Raw genomic sequence first — 17,221 nt, forward strand, 5'->3', positions numbered from 1 at the left:
ATTTTAGTTCAATTTTTGGTAGTTTATAATAGACTTTAAAGTATAAATTTATAAAAATCAGCAAAGTGGAAGTTGTTTTAACAGTTTCTATCGCACTTTTAAGTTTACTATTTAAGGCAACTCTATATTGGTTTATGCCTGTTACTGATGGTGAACCTAACTGTTTAGGTGACGCATAGAGCTTGCTCTTGTTTTTATAGCTGGTTTTTTTATGGTGATATGAAGGTAGATATTTGAATTATGAATTTTAAAAAATTGAGTGGTTTAGACTTAATCGTCATTATTTTATTAGCTACTTCGTACTCATTTTTAGCGTATAGATTTATTAATACTGCACTTCAAAGTACAGTGACGTATTCTTTAGAAGATGTGATTTTGATTAGTAGAAGCCCTGATTGGAAATACGGCAAAGGTTTTTATACTGCTGTTGTTACGTTAAAAAAAGAAGGGGATATTTATAATGTTAACTGCAAAGTTCACATTGGAGATAGCAGTTATCATCAATTAGTGGCATTAGGCAGTGTTACTTCTAAAGAAGATGCATATTCTCGCTGGGCTAACGTTGAGTGGACTGATACCGCTTTAATAATAGGTGATGACGCTCCGTATCAAGTCACAGTAAAACGCAGCCAAATCGAGAGGCACCGATAGAAATACGGTACAAAAATTTAAGGTGCTAAATAAATAACGCAGATAGCGTAATAATATTCTCAACAATCCTTTACTAATAATACAACACTTAAATTGGTAAGTTGTTGTAAAGTAATAGATAGTAATCATTGTTTTGCTGTGAAGTAAATAATTTAAAAGACCAAGGGGTGTAATTATTACGTATACACGTTTAAAGATTGCAGAGGGACAATTTCGATGTCGATAATAACGAAAGTTGCTCTTATTGCGTTATTTTTAGTGTCGGCTGTAATATCACTTAGGCTCTCTTTTGGACCCGATATACCAATTGCAGAGTATAAAGATTTAGAAAAGGTATCAGGTGTTGTCACCCATGTTGGTTGCTCAGGACGACACAATGAATATTTTTCATCGGTTAAATTAAATGATTCTAAATTTTATGAAATTCCGATGAGTATCGATTCACTTTATTGTGATGATGTACGAAAAGAGTGGGTTGGAAAGACTGCGTTTTTAAACATACTTCAAAACAGAGGTGCTATTGATGTTTACGAACTACGCATTGATCAGAATCTTATTTACGATATTTCATGGTATAAAAAACAAAAGCAATTAGAAGAAAAGTGGGTAATTGCTTTCCCTTATATATTAATTGTTATTGCGTTACTTGTTTATTTTAATAACCAACGTAAAAAACGACAAGTTAATTTTTAAGCCTATAACGCTTACGTAATTCGGTAAAAATGTTTAACTAACCCTGCATAAAATACGGGGTTTTCCTCAATACTCACGTTCTATACTCCTATACTTTAGCTCCCATATATAGGCAATACCACAACATAAAGATAAAACATACGCTGCCATTTTGGTACTTTCTACCTAATTAATTTGCTCTTTTTTGTCTGCACGGGTGTAGGTAAGAGGCGTGAGTAGGGGCCGTTATAGAGTTCACTAAGCTACAAACTACGCATCGCGTTTAAGCCTCTTCGAAAAAGAACAAATTTTAATCCTCAAAAGTTAATAGAGCCTAATATATCTCTTAATTAGGGTTCAGATTAAATCGTAATTTAACTGCAGTTGACTATCTATAACTGTTTTTGTTGAAATATTTAATTAACATTTTATTCACCTTACTGTTATTTTTTAGTGTAAGTAGTGTTTAAATATCAATGCGTTACTCTGGACTTGTTACAAGTTGAGATCTTTTTTATTTTATTGTTATCAATATTTTTGAAATTTAATTTGAAATTTATTTTTATGCAAATAGGTCTATTAAATTGATAAAACGGCGATACCGCTTATCCTTATTGTACTTGTTTATGAGAATGTGGATGTTTATTCACATCCATTGATAAAACAAGAAAAAATATTTTAATCAGGAGCATACAAATGAAAAAAGTAAATTTAACTACGGCTTTATTAATTGGCGCATCAGCAGCAGTATTAAGTGCAGGCGCAGTAGCTGGTCCTAACAGCCAGTTAACAGTTGCAGAAGGTGCTTCAGCAAAAGTACAAGAACAATTTAAAGGCTGGGTAGCTGGTGATAAAGTTCGCGGTCGTAAAGATAAATGTTTTGGTATTGCTTTAGCTGGTGAAAATGATTGTAAAGCAGGTGCAGGAACAAGTTGTGAAGGCACTTCAACTACAGACTTCCAAGCTAACGCATGGACATATGCACCTAAAGGCGTATGTGAATCAGTTGTAACTCCTAATGGTAAAGGCTCGCTTGAAGGTTAATAAAGCAGGTTTTCCCCAGTACATTGTTGCTGGGGAGCAATTAGGTGCCGGCCTAAGTTTAAAGCCAGAACATCTTGACGACATTTTAGCTTTACCAGTAGAACAGCCAGTTACAAATAATAATCTTTGGTTTGAAGTGCATACAGAAAATTATTTTGTAGCAGGTGGACCTCGGTTAAATTATTTGAGAGCTGTACGTGAAAATTTTGATATTAGTTTTCATGGTGTTGGTGGTTCGTTAGGCTCTGATCATAAAGCCATGCTTGCTCATACTAAACGAGTTAAAGCGTTGATTGATGAGTTTCAACCAGCACTGGTATCTGAGCATGCAGTTTGGTCTAAGTCTGAGGGTAAATATTTTGCAGACTTAATGCCTTTACCTCGCACACAAGACGCTCTTGCATCTTTAATTAATGGGATTGATTGTTACCAGACGGGCATAGGTCGGTCAATCTTAGTAGAAAACCCAAGTAACTATTTAGATTTTATAAGTGATATGGATGAACCTCAATTTTTAGTTGAGGCGGCTAAGCGCTCTGGTTGTGGCTTACTGATCGATATTAATAACTTATATATCAGTAGTAAAAACACGGGTATTGATGCGCTTGATTATTTAAAGCAGATCCCCGCTGAGCTTGTTGGAGAAATTCATATTGCAGGGCACGATCCGGATCCAGCTCTTGGTCAGTCACTATTAATAGACAGCCATGCAGCACCGGTAGCGACTCCTGTATGGGATTTGCTAGAACAAGCAATTGAGATATTTGGTCAGCGACCAGTGCTTGTTGAGCGAGATGCTAATATTCCATCGTTTGAAGAGCTTATGAGCGAGCGAGAAACTGCGCAAAACTATTTGAATCAAAGCGAGTCACAAAGTCGCTTAAATATATCTCATAAAGAAGTGGTTCGCCAATGAGTACCAATCAATATATTGATGCTTTTACTCGCTATTTGCGAACGGGCGATCCAAGTGCAATGGAGCATTTTTGCGAAAATCCTTCGCACATTAAAAGATTAGCTGTGTATAGAAACGGGTTTTATAAAGGCTGCGTTGATGCATTAATAGCTAACTTTCCTATGTGTGAAAAAAAAGTAGGTAGTGAGAACTTTCGTAAAATGGCACGACTTTATGTTGACCGTTTTCCACCAGAGCAGGGCACTTTGGTGGGATACGGATTAAGCTTTCCAGACTTTGTTGCAGATTTGATTAAAGATGGTGAAATTGAAAATAAACATATTTTTGAAGTCACTGTAAATCAGCAAAGTGCATCAGATTTATATATGAACTTAGTTGATATTGCGCATTTAGACTACGCGTGGCTAATGAGTTTGATGAGCGCTGATTCAACTGAAACTTTAACTATAGAATATGTTACTCAACTAATGGAACAAGGTACTGAGCTTACTGAGCTTAATGTAAAGCTTAACCCCAGCGTACTGCTACTTAGTGTGAGTGAAGGCGCATTTTTTGAATGGATTTCGCTAAAAACAAATAATAATGATGTCGTTGTAACTAAATCCTCTACTGAGGATTTTATAATGTTATGGCGTTTGCAAGGTGCGGTGCAAGCCCGCTCTCTTTCTATCGCAGAAGTTGCACTTATGCAGGCTCTACAGGGTACAAGTAGGTCTTTAGGTGAAGCTTTTGATGCAGCAATAACGGTAGATGAAAACTTTGAAGTGAGCGATGCTTTTACAGCATGCTTGCAAAATGAGTTATTAGAAATCCAAATCAATTAGTACACATTACAAGAGTAGGAATAAATATGGGCATGATAAAAAAAATACAACAACTGTACGTACAGATGGGAGAGCAGTTATCGCGGTTCTTAGAACCTATAGCACTGTTTTTTCTTCGCTTTATGGTCGCTAAAGTATTCCTCGATTCTGGGTTGAGTAAATGGGATGGCTTTTTACAATTTAATGTTGATAAATACGACTTATTTAAATACGAATTTTTCTGTCCTGATCCAGTTAGAGAAGGTGCTTTGCAGCTTTGTGATCCAAAAACATTAGATTATGTTGATGGCTCATTTCTTGTAAAAGCAATTGAAACACTTGCTGTGGTTGCTGGTGTTGTTGAAGTGTTACTCCCAATATTACTGATTATCGGTTTGTTTTCTCGCTTTGCAGCGTTAGGCCTTATTGGTATGACAATGTTTATTCAGCTTGCAGTTTTCCCTACACTCGATCATTGGATTAATCCGGCATCGTGGTGGGCTGTTTCATTATTAGTGATTTTTGCTCGTGGACCTGGCTTTTTATCTATTGATAAGTTACTTGGTTTAGACGCAAAACGTGCAGCAGCTAAATAAGCTTTTGCATATTAAAGTTAAACGTAACTGGCAGGCTAATGTTATTTAGGTGCCGGTTATTATTTTAGATTAAAGTTAAAAATAAACTTATAAAAATTAACTCAATAAATTGTGCTGATTTAATATAGCTAACCCCAACCCTGATATTTTCTAATAAAAATACCAAGCCATGCCTAATAGGAACTCCCAATGGAAATAGGATTACTCATTCTTCTTTTCTCAGTTAGTGCTTACTCTATGCTAGCAAAAAAACTCTCTACCACTATTATCACGGCGCCAATGGTATTTTTAGGTATAGGTTTTGCTGTATCTCAGGTTGGGCTGATCAATATAGGCGATGCACACGAGACCGTGTATTTAATAGCAGAAATATCGCTAGTTGTATTATTATTTTTAGATGCTTCACAAATAAATTTACGCAGATTAAAAAGGCAAAATACGTGGCCTTTAAGAATGCTATTGATAGGTTTGCCGTTGAGTATTTTGATTGGTACAGGCTTTGCTTATTTGTTTTTTCCACAGTGGCCTTGGGCAATGCTAGCCTTAGTTGCAGCAATTTTAGCACCGACTGATGCAGCTTTAGGTCAAGCTGTTGTTAGCAATGAGAGCGTACCTTTAAACGAGCGACAAAGTTTATCAGTTGAGAGCGGTTTAAATGACGGATTAGCATTACCTGTTATTTTATTTTTTGCCAGTTTAGTTGCTATGGAAACCGGCTCTCAAGAAAATGAAATGTCATGGTTAGTGTTTGGATTTAGCCAAATATTTATAGGTATTTTGGTTGGCGCATTTATGGGGTTCTCGAGCGGACGTTTATTTTTATACTCTGAGTCAAAAAAAATATCATCGACTATATATGAAGGAATTGGCGTTTTAGCACTTACCGGCACATCATATTTAATGGCTACTTTAATGGGTGGAAATGGATTTATATCAGCGTTTGTTGCAGGTTTAGCCTTTGGTAATATTGTAAAAGGTCATTGCCGATTTATATACCAATTTACTGAAAGTGAAGGTCAAATATTAATATGGACTTCGTTTGTTATTATTGGGCTTGGCTTACTTCCTTCAGCTGTTGAGCATTTAACCCTCCCTGTTGTTGGTTATATTTTAGTAAGTATATTTATTGTACGACCTCTTGCTATTTATCTTTCATTGATTGGCACTAAAGCTAAAGTATTAACAAAAGTGTTTATGGGGTTCTTTGGACCTCGAGGTCTTGCAACAGCGCTGTTTGCACTTATTATCTCTAAAGATATTTTAGGTGAATACGGTCACTCAGTTTTAATTGTTGCGATTAACGCTGTATGGATGAGTACTTTAATACACGGTATTGCAGCAGCACCTATGGCTAATTGGTACGGCGCTAAAATTAAAGTGCTAAAAATTAAATCAAGAGAGCTCGCAAAGCTAAAAAACAAAAGTAGCAATTGAACCAAAATAGCAACTCGGTTATTGTTTGACCATTAATAAACATAGGTTATAAACGAGTTGCTTTAAATACTCGTTATGCGCTTACAAGGATAGAAGTATGTTTAGTCAATTCACTAGAAATATAAAACCATATGTAAATGCCGAATTAGATTTAGCTCATTTAGCTAATAAAAATGGCAAGTTTATGGAGGCATTTGAGCATTTAGAAAATGCTCATGTACTCGGTCAAGAATCTACTTATTTTCATGTTAAAGTGCATATATTGATGTTTTGCTGGGCGTTTAAGCAAAACGATTTACGTGAGCTTTTTGGACAAATATTTCGTATAGCTGGAGCAGCTACCAAAACTGCGTTTGGATTAATTCCCAGCGGTAACACTGGCGGGGCAAACGTCAGCCCCTTTAAAGCTATGCCTATTTCTGCTGACTATTCAGATTTTATTGCACGCGCTAAATCAGATGTACAATAAACGTTATATCTGTTTAACCTCTTTATTTTAACTAAAACTAGGGTCTGTTGATTTTTGCGGATTAAAATTTGTTCAAACTAGGGCTATTTAACCGCGGTGCGAGATTTGTAACCTAGTGGGCCCGATAACTGCTCCTGCTTTATTCTACTGGCTTACATCCATGTAAGAATAAGTAAAAACCGAGCAACAAAGAGTAAATAGCTCCTAGAAAGAACCCTCTGGGCAGCGCCTGTTTTGCCTTTATGCTACGTTATCGCCCATTTATGGGAAATAACCACACTGCATAGGCTCTGTCTTGCCTAAATACCAAATATACTGCTGTAAATTCAACCTTGAAAGATCAATAAACCCTAATACAACTGATGTCAAAGTGGGTAGATGTAAAAGTCATGAATGTAGATTATGAACCGGTTAATACCGTTATTATTGATATCGCAACATGTTTAAATAAAGATAAGTTAATACATTCAATTTTACATAATCAGATAAAGAGTGAAATTGAAGCCAAAGAAATATTAATATTTATCAATGAAATGGTGGAATTTAGTGTGGCTCTTTTAAAAGGGGAAAACAGCTAAACAACATTTTAGATTATAGCGCAGTAAAAAAAGCTTACATCTTAATTGAATGTGATGTATCTGAAGCCGGATATGAGTACCTTATTGAATGATTTTTTGTAAAAAGAAAAAATAACATCGTATGAACTTAAAACTTAAATAAAGCGATTTTAAACTGGTTCTTTAATAAAGAATCAGTTTAATTTGTATTTGAGTACATATATAGCTAACAGGAGTACTTTAAATGGAAGAAATAAAAAACAAAGCAATCACATTAAGTGATGAACTAAAGAAGGATAATCCTCAGTTAGATGGCACCATGGGTTCGTTAAACGAACTTGAAAAGCTTATTGCTGCTCTTGGTGGAAAATTAACCACCGAGTTAATGGAAAAGTTTGGTGCTTATTTTGGTGAAGTTATCCGAGATGAAATCCCTGATGCTGATTGGGTTAATTACGATAATGCTAAGGATATTATTGGTGAGTTAGAGTATGGGAAAGATATCGATTTACTTTTGAGGCATAAAAACCAATGTGTCTTTCCCTTAGTGAAAGTAACTAAATTTTTTCACAATGGGTCCACGGATAGTATTGCTGCTTTTGGTCCGGTAGCAGCAATAACTTTGAATGGTGGTGTTAAAAAATTAAAAAATAATAAACTCGTTGATCCATCAAGCTTTAGTGAATCTGAATTAGTCAATATTGAACATATAAAAACATTTTACAATGAACCAACGTATGAAAACTTAAGGCATATTCACTCTGTTAGTTACTCCAGTCTTTCTAGTAAAGAGATACTTTGGGTGTTGAAGAACTTGAGTGCTGAGCCTACTATATTTACTCAATTTCTTGAATGTGAAGATGTAGGAAAAGGGTACGCTAAATACAGACCACGCCAAGGAGCTCAAGAGTGGATGTACAAAGGCATTAAAGTGGGTGCACTAGATCTTAATAAATCAATAATACATTTAAAAAGCTTATTAACTTCAACTAATAAAGCCGTTAAGGAGAGCGCTGCTTGGGTACTGACTCGTACGTATATTGATTTTAAGAGTATGTCAGAGGTTAAGGCACTTTTTATAAAAGCGGATGTTCCTGCCCGAAAAGGGGCGATGGATGCTTTTGAGCGTCATATAAGTGATGAAAATTGGTACAAAGATAATATTGATAGTGAAGTAAAAGACTATGTTGCTTTGTGTAATAAAAGTAAGAACAGTACTAATAAATTACCGCGCAGTTTATCTGATTATATTGAATTTATTCGCCTTGGTTTAGCTGATAAAAATAAAAAAATTAAATCGACGAGTACTGTTTCACTTATTAACTTTGCTAATAAAGAGCAATTCATTTTCGCATTATTTGAACGCGAAATAGCTTTATTATTAAAAGACAATAATTTAGAAGTAATAAGAGAATCTCTGCCTATTTGTAAGTTCTTTTCATTTGAGAGTATTAAAAATCAAGAAATCCAAAATCTTTTAGTAGCTATTGCTACTAGTCACAAAAATGGGCGGATACGAGAAGATACATGGAGTATTCTTGTAAAGCACCTGCGAGAAAAAAGGCTGTCATCAAATCATATAGTTACATTGCTTCCTCATTTAGCTACACCTGATAAGTTTACCGATCTTAACCTGTGCTTTTTTGCACGATATCTTTTTGAGCAAAATTTGTTTAAAAGCGAGGTTGAAAAATACGCTAATCTTGGTCTGAAAGATAATAAGTATACTAATTTTTGCACTCGAGAAATGAAGAAAATCCTAAAACATTACTGTTAAACAAGTAGTTAAAACAGATTGTAAAATCAAGGTAACTCAATATAGTTTTTGTGCACGTGTGAACTATTAAGGTATAAATAAAGCTAAGCCGCTCAATAGAGCGGCTTCGTTTTGCTGGTAAATATTTTAGAAGCTGTAACGTGCGCCAATGGCATAACGAGGACCGTATTGATTAGCAAATAAGAATTGTTCTTCGTAACGTCCGTAACCTTGTTCGGTTTCGTTGTTTAGGTTTACACCTTCAAAGAATACCGTTACGTTTTCGTTTACGTCGTAATTTACGCTCATATCCCACTGACCATATGTTTTAGCATACTGCGGTGGTGCGTCTGCAGAGCCTTGCGCTTGACCAACACCAATTAAGTACGAGTCGCGCCATGCGTAAGTAATTTTAACTGATAAGCCATCTTTTTCGTAAAATGCTTGAAAGTTTGCCGAGTCACTTAAACCCGATAATGGTGATTGTTGGCTTAAACTTTCAGTGTCAAACTCTACATCGCCGTCTACAAATGTGGCATTTACACCAACACCAAATCCGGTTTCGCCAATTAAGTGCTGCACAGCAACTTCAAAACCATCTACTGATTTACTGTCGCTGTTTTGTGGTTGACTAATATTCCATGTTATTAGCGGATCATCACTATTTGGCTCGATAATACCACTTGAATTAGCATCACCATTTGCGATCATTTGTGCAAAAATAGCATCGGTTGTTGCTTGCTCACCACGTGATTCTAAATCACTCACGGCTTGCAAGTAACGAGGACCGTTTAAAATATCGTGTAAACCGTCAATTGTTGTTTGCGTAATGTTTGTTTGAATAAAGTTATCTACGTCTTTTTTAAAGTAGCCAATTGATGCATAACTACCTTCTGCATAATAATACTCTAACGATAAATCAAGGTTTGTTGATTTAAATGGCAGTAAGTTTGTATTACCTTGGCTACCTGTACGCGAACCAGGTTTAGGGCTGCCTGTTAGGCTTCGACCACCCGCTAGGTTACCTAATGGCGCTCGTGACATTGTTTTACCCCAAGAAACACGGGCAACTATGTCATCGGTTAAATCGAGACTTAAGTCAATTGAAGGCAGTAAAACGTCGTAATCACCTTCTTGTTCTAAGAAATTATCGTCGCCGCCGTCTGCGTATTGCATAATCCATTCTGAGGCGCTGATCCAATTAACTTGTTGTTCTACTCGTTGGCGTACTGTACTGGTTACATCTGTTTGTTCGTAACGCAGGCCTGTATTTACTTTTAAAAAGTAATCACCAAGCTCAAACTCCCAACGTGATTGAACATAAAAGCTGTTGGTAATTTCTTCAACATAGCTTTCGCTATCAATACCATCTAAATAGGCGTTTGCCGCGTATGCATCGCCGCCGGTAACATCTGAGGTTAAATAAGCTATTTGTCTTGCTACCGCTTCGTCAAAGTCAAATGTGTAGTAGTAATTAGGCTGTAAGTCGCTGCCACCGCCTGAAAACTGATCAAGCAAACCAGATGTATCATTACGAGTAAACATCGCATCTGGGAATATTTCAGTGTACGACGGGTTAAAACCAGGACCGCCCACTAATCCGCTCCATGCAGTGTAACCGCCAGTGTCTTGCTCTGTGCGAGAGGCACCAAATTTAACTTCAACTAAGCCAATATCAAAGCTTTCGTTATACCAAGTTGTGTGTAATTGCAGTTGTTCAATATTTGACTCGCCTGGTGAGTGAATAAATTGACTAAAGTTAGAATCTATTTCGCCTTTAGTTAATTCGTTTGTCCCATTTTGCCAAAATACTTCAGCGCTTGGTATTTCACCTGTACGGAAATCGTATACTTTATTTACAAGCTGGTCTGAACCTAAAATAACTTGTCCTGCACTACCTAACCCGCTATCTGCGCCGTTATCAGTTTCGTTTTTAGAGTCGTGATAATCAAGTTCAACTTGCCATGTATCATTAATTTGCCATTCTAGGTTCACACCTAAAGAGCGTGCTTTAACTTCGGTGGTACTTTTGCTTGAAGTAAATGAAGCATCATTACCGCTTAAATCCATGTATACGGCGGTGCCGTTTTCGTCTAACTCGTAACCATTAATATTGCTGCCAAAGTCGTTCCAAATACCCCAGCCAATAGTTTGTGAGCCAGTGGTTGCTTCGCTTGCGGTATAATCTACAGTTGCTACAAAGTTATCAGTTGGCGCATATTGAAGTGTTACTTGGCCGTTAGTGCGTTCGCGTTGTAAGTCTTCAATTGAGTAGTTCATATCTTTTGGAAGATAGTAATTACCAGTAGGGTTTCCATCAGCATCAACACTGCGGTTGTCAATAAAATCACTTTGGTCAAGGGTAGGTAAATCTACGTTAGCTTGCCAACCTTGAATATTTGCGCTTTGTTTTTGAAAGTCACGGCGTTGGTGAGAAAACGAAAAGCCAATACCAAAGGTTTCATCTTTAAAGGTATTGCTGTACATCGCCGATACTTCTGGTGTTACATCATCGCCAGCTTCGTTTGAGGTATCGTAAAGCGCTTTTGCTGATGCTGAAAAATGCTCACCAGGTCTTTGCAGTGGACGGGCTGTTGATATATTTACCGTTGCGCCTAAGCCTCCACTAGGTATATCGGCGCGTGCAGTTTTAAATACTTCAAGTGCGCTTACGCCATCTGAGGCAATATTTTCTAAATTATAAGAACGAGAGTAACCCGTGCCTGGCATTTGGCGACCATTTAACGTTATTAAGTTAAACTCTGGGCCAAAACCACGCACTGTAATTTGGCTACCTTCGCCATTTGCACGACTTACCGATACACCGGTTATACGTTGCAGTGATTCTGCTAAGTTAGTATCAGGGAATTTACCCATTTCTTCAGCTGAAATAGCATCTACTACACCTGCCGAATCGCGTTTCATATCCATTGAGCGGATAAGTGAACCACGAATACCTTTTACTTCAATTATTTCTACGTCTGTTTTTGCAGTATTTTGTTGTTCTTCTGCGGCATAAGCAATATTGAGAGTGCTCGCAGCAATAATGAGAGACACAGAAGCCGCAATTTGGCTCTTTTTAAAATTAAATGTGTTCATAATAGCTCTGCTTTTATCAAATGTTGTCGAAGTGTATAGGTGCAAAGCACCTATTATTTAATGGGTATATTACGGGTTAGCAATAATTACGTTATCTATACGGTATTGTGTACCGTTACCCATACCCCAGCTTGGGAAAACCATTACTACGTTTAATGCACTAATATCTAAACCAGCATCAAAAAGCTGTTGAAGTGGAAAAGTATAGGTTTGCCACTGACCTGTTGTAGGAGTTTGGCCTTCAACGCTATCTAATAATGCAAGCTCTACTGCGCTTGAAGCGCCAATAGACTCTATTTTAAATAACCATTGAGCATCAATATCTGAAGGGGCTGAAACAACCTTCATATCAAATTGCACAACACCGCTTTCTAAAATAGCTGAGGCGTCAAACGACACATCTTCATCTGCTAAAAAGCCCATTACAGTCGGGGTTTCACCAATAATGAATTGCGCTACTGCGCCATGCGTTTCATCATCAGTCTCAGTTGTAGGAGTCGAGCCTGCACAACAATCCCAGATACTCCACTGGTCAGCGGCACTTTCTTTAAAAATAGTCAGCTCACCAGTTTGTGTAGGGACAGCGTTAGGATTATAAATTTTAGTATTATCAACACGATAAACTGCGCCTTCGCCAGTACCCCATGTTGGAAATATCATAATTACATCGATAGTGTTTACATCTAAGCCTGCACCTGCTAAATCAGATAGTTTAAATGTATATGTTTGCCATTCGTTAAATGTTGGCGCTACGCCTTCCACACTTTGGGTTAAAGCAAGTTCAACAGCAGAATCACCTTCGTTAGATTCAACTTTAAATAACCAAGATGCATCAGGGCTACTTGGGTTAGCAGTCACTTTTAAATCAAACTGAATAACACCTTCATCTAAAATACTAGTAGCATCGAAAGACTCACCAGCACCGCCTGCAGATGTGCGGCTATTGAACCCCATTACAGTAGGCTCTGCACCAATACTAAATTCAGCAGTTAAACCATAATCTTCGTCATCCATTGCTTCTACAGGGTTTGATCCGCCACAACAATCCCACATAGGCCATGCTGTATTTTGCTCATTTGTAAATATGTCGAGAGCAGGTAATTCGCCAATTGAATCTTGTGTTATTTCTACATCATCAATTAAGTAAACAGAGCCTTCACCAGCACCCCACTCAGGAAATACCATAATGACGTCTATTGCGCTTATGTCTAAACCTGCAGCATCTAAGTCTGCTAGTAAAAATGTATACGTTTGCCATTCACCAATAACAGGTGCTACGCCTTCTACGCTATTAGCAAGCGACATGTCTGCATCTGTAGATGCTTCAGTACTTTCTAGTTTTACAAACCATGTGGTGTCAGGAGTGCTTGGTGCATTGATTACTTTCATTTTAAAACGAACGTAACCTTCTTCAAGCATTGGTGATGCGTCGAATGGTGATGCAGCGCCCGTTTCGTCAGTAATAAATTCATCACGACTAATAAAACCGACTACCGTTGGGGATTCATTAATTTGAAATTCAACTGCATTGCCTTGAGTTTCATCATTTACGATTGCAGGTGTTGAGCCACCACAACAATCCCATGCAGGCCAGTTTGGGTTAAATGCATCATCAAAAATACTTAGTGGTGTAGCAATACCTGTAGATGGTGGGCTAGGGATTGGTGCCGCACCTTCAATTAGTGCATCGTCTAAGCTGTTGTAACCAGGGCGTATTGTTTCGCACCCTTTGCCTGTATCAGGATTAGATGCACATTCGTAAACACGAACATAATCAATTGCAAAAGTTTGGCCGTTTGCAAATGCACTTTCGTCCACACCTAAGTTGTTTACGTTTTCAGGCCAGTCTCCACCAACAGCTAGGTTTAAAAGTATATGAAAGTTTTGATCAAACGGAGCGCTATCCCAATGGGTTGTTAGCTCACCAGAACCTTGTTCAAAATATTCAGCAAACCAACCACGATGCTTAAGACCTACAGCGTCACCATTTGCATTTGTTCTTACTTCTGATTGGCGCTGAGTCGCATAAAGGTAGTTATCTACATACCAACGAATTTCGCCTTCTTGCCATTCTACAGCGTAAGTATGAAAGTCATCGGCTGGGTTTGAGCCTTGCGCAAACTCGTACTCTTTACCGCTTTCGCTGTTATCAGGCCATGCGCGACCGTAGTGTAAGGTGCCGTAAATTTTAGACTCAAGTGAGCCGTCTTCATTTTGTACATTAAGGTTAACTGATTCTAAAACATCTATTTCGCCAGAACGAGGCCAGCCACCGTAAACTTCATCTGTTGGCAGCATCCAAAATGCGGGCCAACTACCTTGACCTGCTGGTAATTTTGCACGCACTTCAAATCGACCATAAGTAAAATCAGCGTTATAACGTGTATTTAAACGCGCTGATGTATATGGCTGTTCTGCACCTTCTCCAGCGGGGAGGGCAACAATGTTAAGTATGCCGTCTTTTACAAAGGCATTTTCTTCGTTGTCGGTGTAACATTGTTTTTCGTTATTACCACCGCCATCGCAATTTAATTCAAAATTCCATTTATTTGCATCAATGCTAGATGTATCGAATTCGTCATTCCAAACCATTTGCCAATCAGAGACTGGTGCGGTTACGTCTACTTTATCAAAATTTGATGTAGTGGCAGNCAGCCAATAAGCGAGTAATGTGCGTTGTTTCAATGTTCATAACTGAACCCCGGTTTCAACAGATTATTGTCAGAATTTGTGTTTTAACTTATTAAAAGTTATATCGTTTTTATTTACTGTAAGCGCTTACATTTTTATGTGTGAATTGTAAGCGCTTACAAATGATATTGCGGGGAAGGTAATTGGTCAACATATTTGTCTATGTTATTTACATTTAGTTTACGGTTCGACCAGTTAACAAGGAGTTATAAAAATATAGCATTTATTAGTTGGTTAAAATGTTTAGTAAAAAAGGAGGGGTTACTTTAGTTTGCAGTGGTCTAATGTATGAATGTAAGTAAAGCACAGCTATGTGCTTTACTTACATATTAAATAACAATCTATAACCTAAATATCTTCGTTATTTATTTTTAAAAGGAATTATAAGCAAGTTCCAAAGAGATGCATTTTGCTTAGCACTTGGGTATTCAATTAAGCCTATATTTATATCACCATCAGGCTTTTTAGCTTCGCTTTTATAACTGCCAAACAGTTTATCCCACCAAATAACGCTAAACCCATAATTTGAGTTTGTTTCACTTACCACGTTGCTGTGGTGTATTCGGTGAAGTATTTGGGTCATCAAAACGAGGCGTAATGGTTTTTCAATTTTATTTGGTAAACGTATATTTGCATGATTAAACAATGCTAAACCGTTGAGTGCTATTTCAAATATAAGCACTGCTATTGCGGGTACGCCAAGAGCGCTTACGGCTACAAATTTTACTAGTATGCTAAGCACAATCTCAATAGGGTGAAATCGTAAGCCCGTACTTGTATCAACGTGGGCATCGGCATGATGTACGCGATGTAAGCGCCATAAAATAGGCACCTGATGAAATAACCTATGTTGCCAGTAAATTAATATATCGAGTAATAACATGCTCAATATAATAGTAATCATACTTGGCATGGCTATTTGATTGAATAAACCAATGCCATGCTCTTGATTGTAAAGTGCAACAGCGGTTAAGCCAATGGGTACAACTAAGCGTGCAATAACCGACGAGGCAAACACTAAACCAAAGTTAGCAAACCAGCGTGTGCTGCTTTTAATGGGTGATTGGCGTGCTGGTTTTTGCCATTCAAGTAACATCATAATAATTAAAATGCTAAAAAAACAGCCTAGACGCCACCATACTTCGTTAGTCATTATTTACCTCTGTATCGAAGTGTTGTGCTTTTGGCTCTGCGTTATTAACGTCAGCTTCTTGCTGCTTTAAAGTGTGGTAACCACCATGTATACGGGTAAAAATAGTAACGCCGCAAGCAACAGCAAATATACTTGCCATAATGGCAAAGTGTTGTGGCCAAATACAAAATGCAATAAACAGTGCAATTGTTTCTGTGCCTTCGGTTAAACCGTTTAAGTAGTAAAAGCTTTTATATTTAAACTGAGGTTTTTCAAGCTTAAATTTTTCGGCGGCAATCGCAAACGCTAAAAAGCTTGAGCCAGTGCCAATAAAGGCTGCAAGTAGTAACGAGCCGGCAATTGCATTTTGCTCAGGGTTCGCCAAAATAAAACCAAGCGGAATAGCCGCATAAAATAAAAAATCGAGCGTTATATCTAAAAATCCACCAGCACTAGAGCTTTGATTTGAATAACGCGCCAGTGCGCCATCAAGCCCATCTAAAATACGATTTAAAACAATGGCAGTTAATGCCCCATACCAAAGTCCAAAAGCAAGTAATGGCACTGCTAATAAACCCACTAAAAAACCAACAACAGTGAGTTGATCGGGGGTTATACCGCGTTTGTGCATAAGCATTACAACAGGAGTTAAAAGTGGCTTTATTACAGGGGTGATAAATTTGTCTAGCATGTTTGTTGCCTTATGCGTTTAAGCTATGTATTAAAGCCATATTAAAGAGCTGCGCTTAACGTAATGAGCTTGCCATTGGCAGCCTCTGCGTCGCTGTGGTCGTGGGTTACCATTATTGCGGGTAGTTTGTGATCCCGTATTTGGCTAAACACGAGTTCGCGAGTATCAACCCGCAGTTGTGTGTCGAGCTTGCTAAATGGTTCATCGAGCAAAATAGCTTTAGGCTCGCTCAGTAGCATGCGTAATAATGCTACACGTGCTTGCTGGCCGCCCGAGAGGTTGTCGGGGTGGCGATTGCCCATGTCTTTCAAACCAACTTGTTCAAGCGCGTGTTCTATTTTTTCAAGTCGCTGCTTTTTATTGCCTTTAGGCATAGCAAAGGCAATATTGCCAGCAACCGATAAGTGCGAAAACAATAAAGCATCTTGGTAAAGCACACCAATGTGGCGCAAATGCGCAGGCAAGTTATCAATGTTTTCGCCGTTAAGCCATACTTCGCCATTAGCTTTAAAGCCATTTGGTAATGTGCCCGTAAGCCAATTTAATAAGCTTGATTTACCGCTGCCCGAAGGCCCCATAATTGTGAGTATTTCGCCGCCATTCACTTGTTCGTTCAAGCTAAGTAAAAGCTCGTTTTGACGACAAAGCTTTAAATTTTTAATCTGTAAAGATGACTGCATTAAAAAACCTTAACGATATATGCATTATAA

At 37.8% G+C, this 17,221-nt stretch carries 15 protein-coding genes; 10 read left to right on the forward strand and 5 right to left on the reverse strand.

Translation table 11 applies throughout. The features are described 5' to 3' along the window. The first annotated feature begins 240 nt into the window (after positions 1 to 240). The 10 genes from L647_RS0109170 to L647_RS0109215 all read left to right on the forward strand — a co-directional run bounded on the left by L647_RS0109170 (position 241) and on the right by L647_RS0109215 (position 8,919). Positions 241 to 651: a hypothetical protein gene (locus L647_RS0109170; protein WP_024610872.1), complete on the forward strand. Its 411-nt coding sequence runs from the start codon at positions 241 to 243 to the stop codon at positions 649 to 651. Between the two features lie 216 nt (positions 652 to 867). Continuing rightward, positions 868 to 1,344 (forward strand): hypothetical protein, encoded by a 477-nt coding sequence (locus tag L647_RS0109175; protein ID WP_024610873.1) that lies wholly within the window; start codon positions 868 to 870, stop codon positions 1,342 to 1,344. A gap of 675 nt (positions 1,345 to 2,019) precedes the next feature. Then, on the forward strand, positions 2,020 to 2,367 hold the full coding sequence (locus L647_RS0109180; RefSeq protein WP_008165743.1) for a DUF2282 domain-containing protein: 348 nt from the start codon (positions 2,020 to 2,022) through the stop codon (positions 2,365 to 2,367). Continuing rightward, the gene (locus tag L647_RS0109185; RefSeq protein ID WP_024610874.1) at positions 2,357 to 3,283 is read left to right on the forward strand and encodes a DUF692 domain-containing protein; all 927 of its coding nucleotides are present in this window, start codon (positions 2,357 to 2,359) and stop codon (positions 3,281 to 3,283) included. The genes L647_RS0109180 and L647_RS0109185 overlap by 11 nt, the downstream gene beginning before the upstream one ends. Then, positions 3,280 to 4,107, forward strand: coding sequence for a DNA-binding domain-containing protein (locus tag L647_RS0109190; protein WP_024610875.1), 828 nt, complete (start codon positions 3,280 to 3,282; stop codon positions 4,105 to 4,107). Before L647_RS0109185 ends, L647_RS0109190 begins: the two co-directional genes overlap by 4 nt. 26 nt (positions 4,108 to 4,133) lie before the next feature. Continuing rightward, a complete protein-coding gene (locus L647_RS0109195) occupies positions 4,134 to 4,682 on the forward strand; it encodes a DoxX family protein (RefSeq protein ID WP_024610876.1) in 549 nt (182 codons plus the stop codon). 189 nt (positions 4,683 to 4,871) lie between these two features. Next, a complete protein-coding gene (locus L647_RS0109200) occupies positions 4,872 to 6,116 on the forward strand; it encodes a cation:proton antiporter (protein ID WP_024610877.1) in 1,245 nt (414 codons plus the stop codon). A 97-nt stretch (positions 6,117 to 6,213) separates the two neighbouring features. Beyond that, a complete protein-coding gene (locus tag L647_RS0109205; RefSeq protein WP_024610878.1) occupies positions 6,214 to 6,585 on the forward strand; it encodes a DUF3703 domain-containing protein in 372 nt (123 codons plus the stop codon). Positions 6,586 to 6,974: 389 nt separating this feature from the next. After that, entirely contained in the window at positions 6,975 to 7,163 is a 189-nt protein-coding gene (locus tag L647_RS0109210; RefSeq protein ID WP_076917049.1) for a hypothetical protein, read from the forward strand. Positions 7,164 to 7,386: 223 nt separating this feature from the next. Further along, positions 7,387 to 8,919, forward strand: coding sequence for a hypothetical protein (locus L647_RS0109215; protein ID WP_024610880.1), 1,533 nt, complete (start codon positions 7,387 to 7,389; stop codon positions 8,917 to 8,919). 126 nt (positions 8,920 to 9,045) lie between these two features. Here L647_RS0109215 and L647_RS0109220 read toward each other — a convergent pair whose 3' ends face one another. The 5 genes from L647_RS0109220 to L647_RS0109240 all read right to left on the reverse strand — a co-directional run bounded on the left by L647_RS0109220 (position 9,046) and on the right by L647_RS0109240 (position 17,191). After that, on the reverse strand, positions 9,046 to 11,997 hold the full coding sequence (locus tag L647_RS0109220) for a TonB-dependent receptor (RefSeq protein ID WP_024610881.1): 2,952 nt from the start codon (positions 11,995 to 11,997) through the stop codon (positions 9,046 to 9,048). A 69-nt stretch (positions 11,998 to 12,066) separates the two neighbouring features. Beyond that, on the reverse strand, positions 12,067 to 14,682 hold the full coding sequence (locus L647_RS0109225) for a glycoside hydrolase family 16 protein (RefSeq protein ID WP_253948846.1): 2,616 nt from the start codon (positions 14,680 to 14,682) through the stop codon (positions 12,067 to 12,069). Positions 14,683 to 15,049: 367 nt separating this feature from the next. Continuing rightward, positions 15,050 to 15,841, reverse strand: a complete 792-nt coding sequence (locus L647_RS0109230) for a sterol desaturase family protein (RefSeq protein ID WP_024610882.1) — start codon at positions 15,839 to 15,841, stop codon at positions 15,050 to 15,052. Beyond that, the gene (locus tag L647_RS0109235; RefSeq protein ID WP_024610883.1) at positions 15,834 to 16,511 is read right to left on the reverse strand and encodes a CDP-alcohol phosphatidyltransferase family protein; all 678 of its coding nucleotides are present in this window, start codon (positions 16,509 to 16,511) and stop codon (positions 15,834 to 15,836) included. The genes L647_RS0109230 and L647_RS0109235 overlap by 8 nt, the downstream gene beginning before the upstream one ends. Positions 16,512 to 16,552: 41 nt before the next feature. Further along, on the reverse strand, positions 16,553 to 17,191 hold the full coding sequence (locus L647_RS0109240; RefSeq protein WP_024610884.1) for an ATP-binding cassette domain-containing protein: 639 nt from the start codon (positions 17,189 to 17,191) through the stop codon (positions 16,553 to 16,555). Between the last annotated feature and the right edge of the window lie 30 nt (positions 17,192 to 17,221).

It is taken from the genome of Pseudoalteromonas sp. TB64 (assembly GCF_000498095.1).
GTDB lineage: Bacteria > Pseudomonadota > Gammaproteobacteria > Enterobacterales > Alteromonadaceae > Pseudoalteromonas.

Coding starts and splice junctions, on each gene's coding strand:
- L647_RS0109170 (WP_024610872.1), top strand. CDS start 241: ATGAATTTTAAAAAATTGAGTGGTTTAGACTTAATCGTCATTATTTTA.
- L647_RS0109240 (WP_024610884.1), bottom strand. CDS start 17,191: ATGCAGTCATCTTTACAGATTAAAAATTTAAAGCTTTGTCGTCAAAAC.
- L647_RS0109200 (WP_024610877.1), top strand. CDS start 4,872: ATGGAAATAGGATTACTCATTCTTCTTTTCTCAGTTAGTGCTTACTCT.
- L647_RS0109220 (WP_024610881.1), bottom strand. CDS start 11,997: ATGAACACATTTAATTTTAAAAAGAGCCAAATTGCGGCTTCTGTGTCT.
- L647_RS0109175 (WP_024610873.1), top strand. CDS start 868: ATGTCGATAATAACGAAAGTTGCTCTTATTGCGTTATTTTTAGTGTCG.
- L647_RS0109190 (WP_024610875.1), top strand. CDS start 3,280: ATGAGTACCAATCAATATATTGATGCTTTTACTCGCTATTTGCGAACG.
- L647_RS0109230 (WP_024610882.1), bottom strand. CDS start 15,841: ATGACTAACGAAGTATGGTGGCGTCTAGGCTGTTTTTTTAGCATTTTA.
- L647_RS0109215 (WP_024610880.1), top strand. CDS start 7,387: ATGGAAGAAATAAAAAACAAAGCAATCACATTAAGTGATGAACTAAAG.
- L647_RS0109210 (WP_076917049.1), top strand. CDS start 6,975: ATGAATGTAGATTATGAACCGGTTAATACCGTTATTATTGATATCGCA.
- L647_RS0109235 (WP_024610883.1), bottom strand. CDS start 16,511: ATGCTAGACAAATTTATCACCCCTGTAATAAAGCCACTTTTAACTCCT.
- L647_RS0109195 (WP_024610876.1), top strand. CDS start 4,134: ATGGGCATGATAAAAAAAATACAACAACTGTACGTACAGATGGGAGAG.
- L647_RS0109205 (WP_024610878.1), top strand. CDS start 6,214: ATGTTTAGTCAATTCACTAGAAATATAAAACCATATGTAAATGCCGAA.
- L647_RS0109180 (WP_008165743.1), top strand. CDS start 2,020: ATGAAAAAAGTAAATTTAACTACGGCTTTATTAATTGGCGCATCAGCA.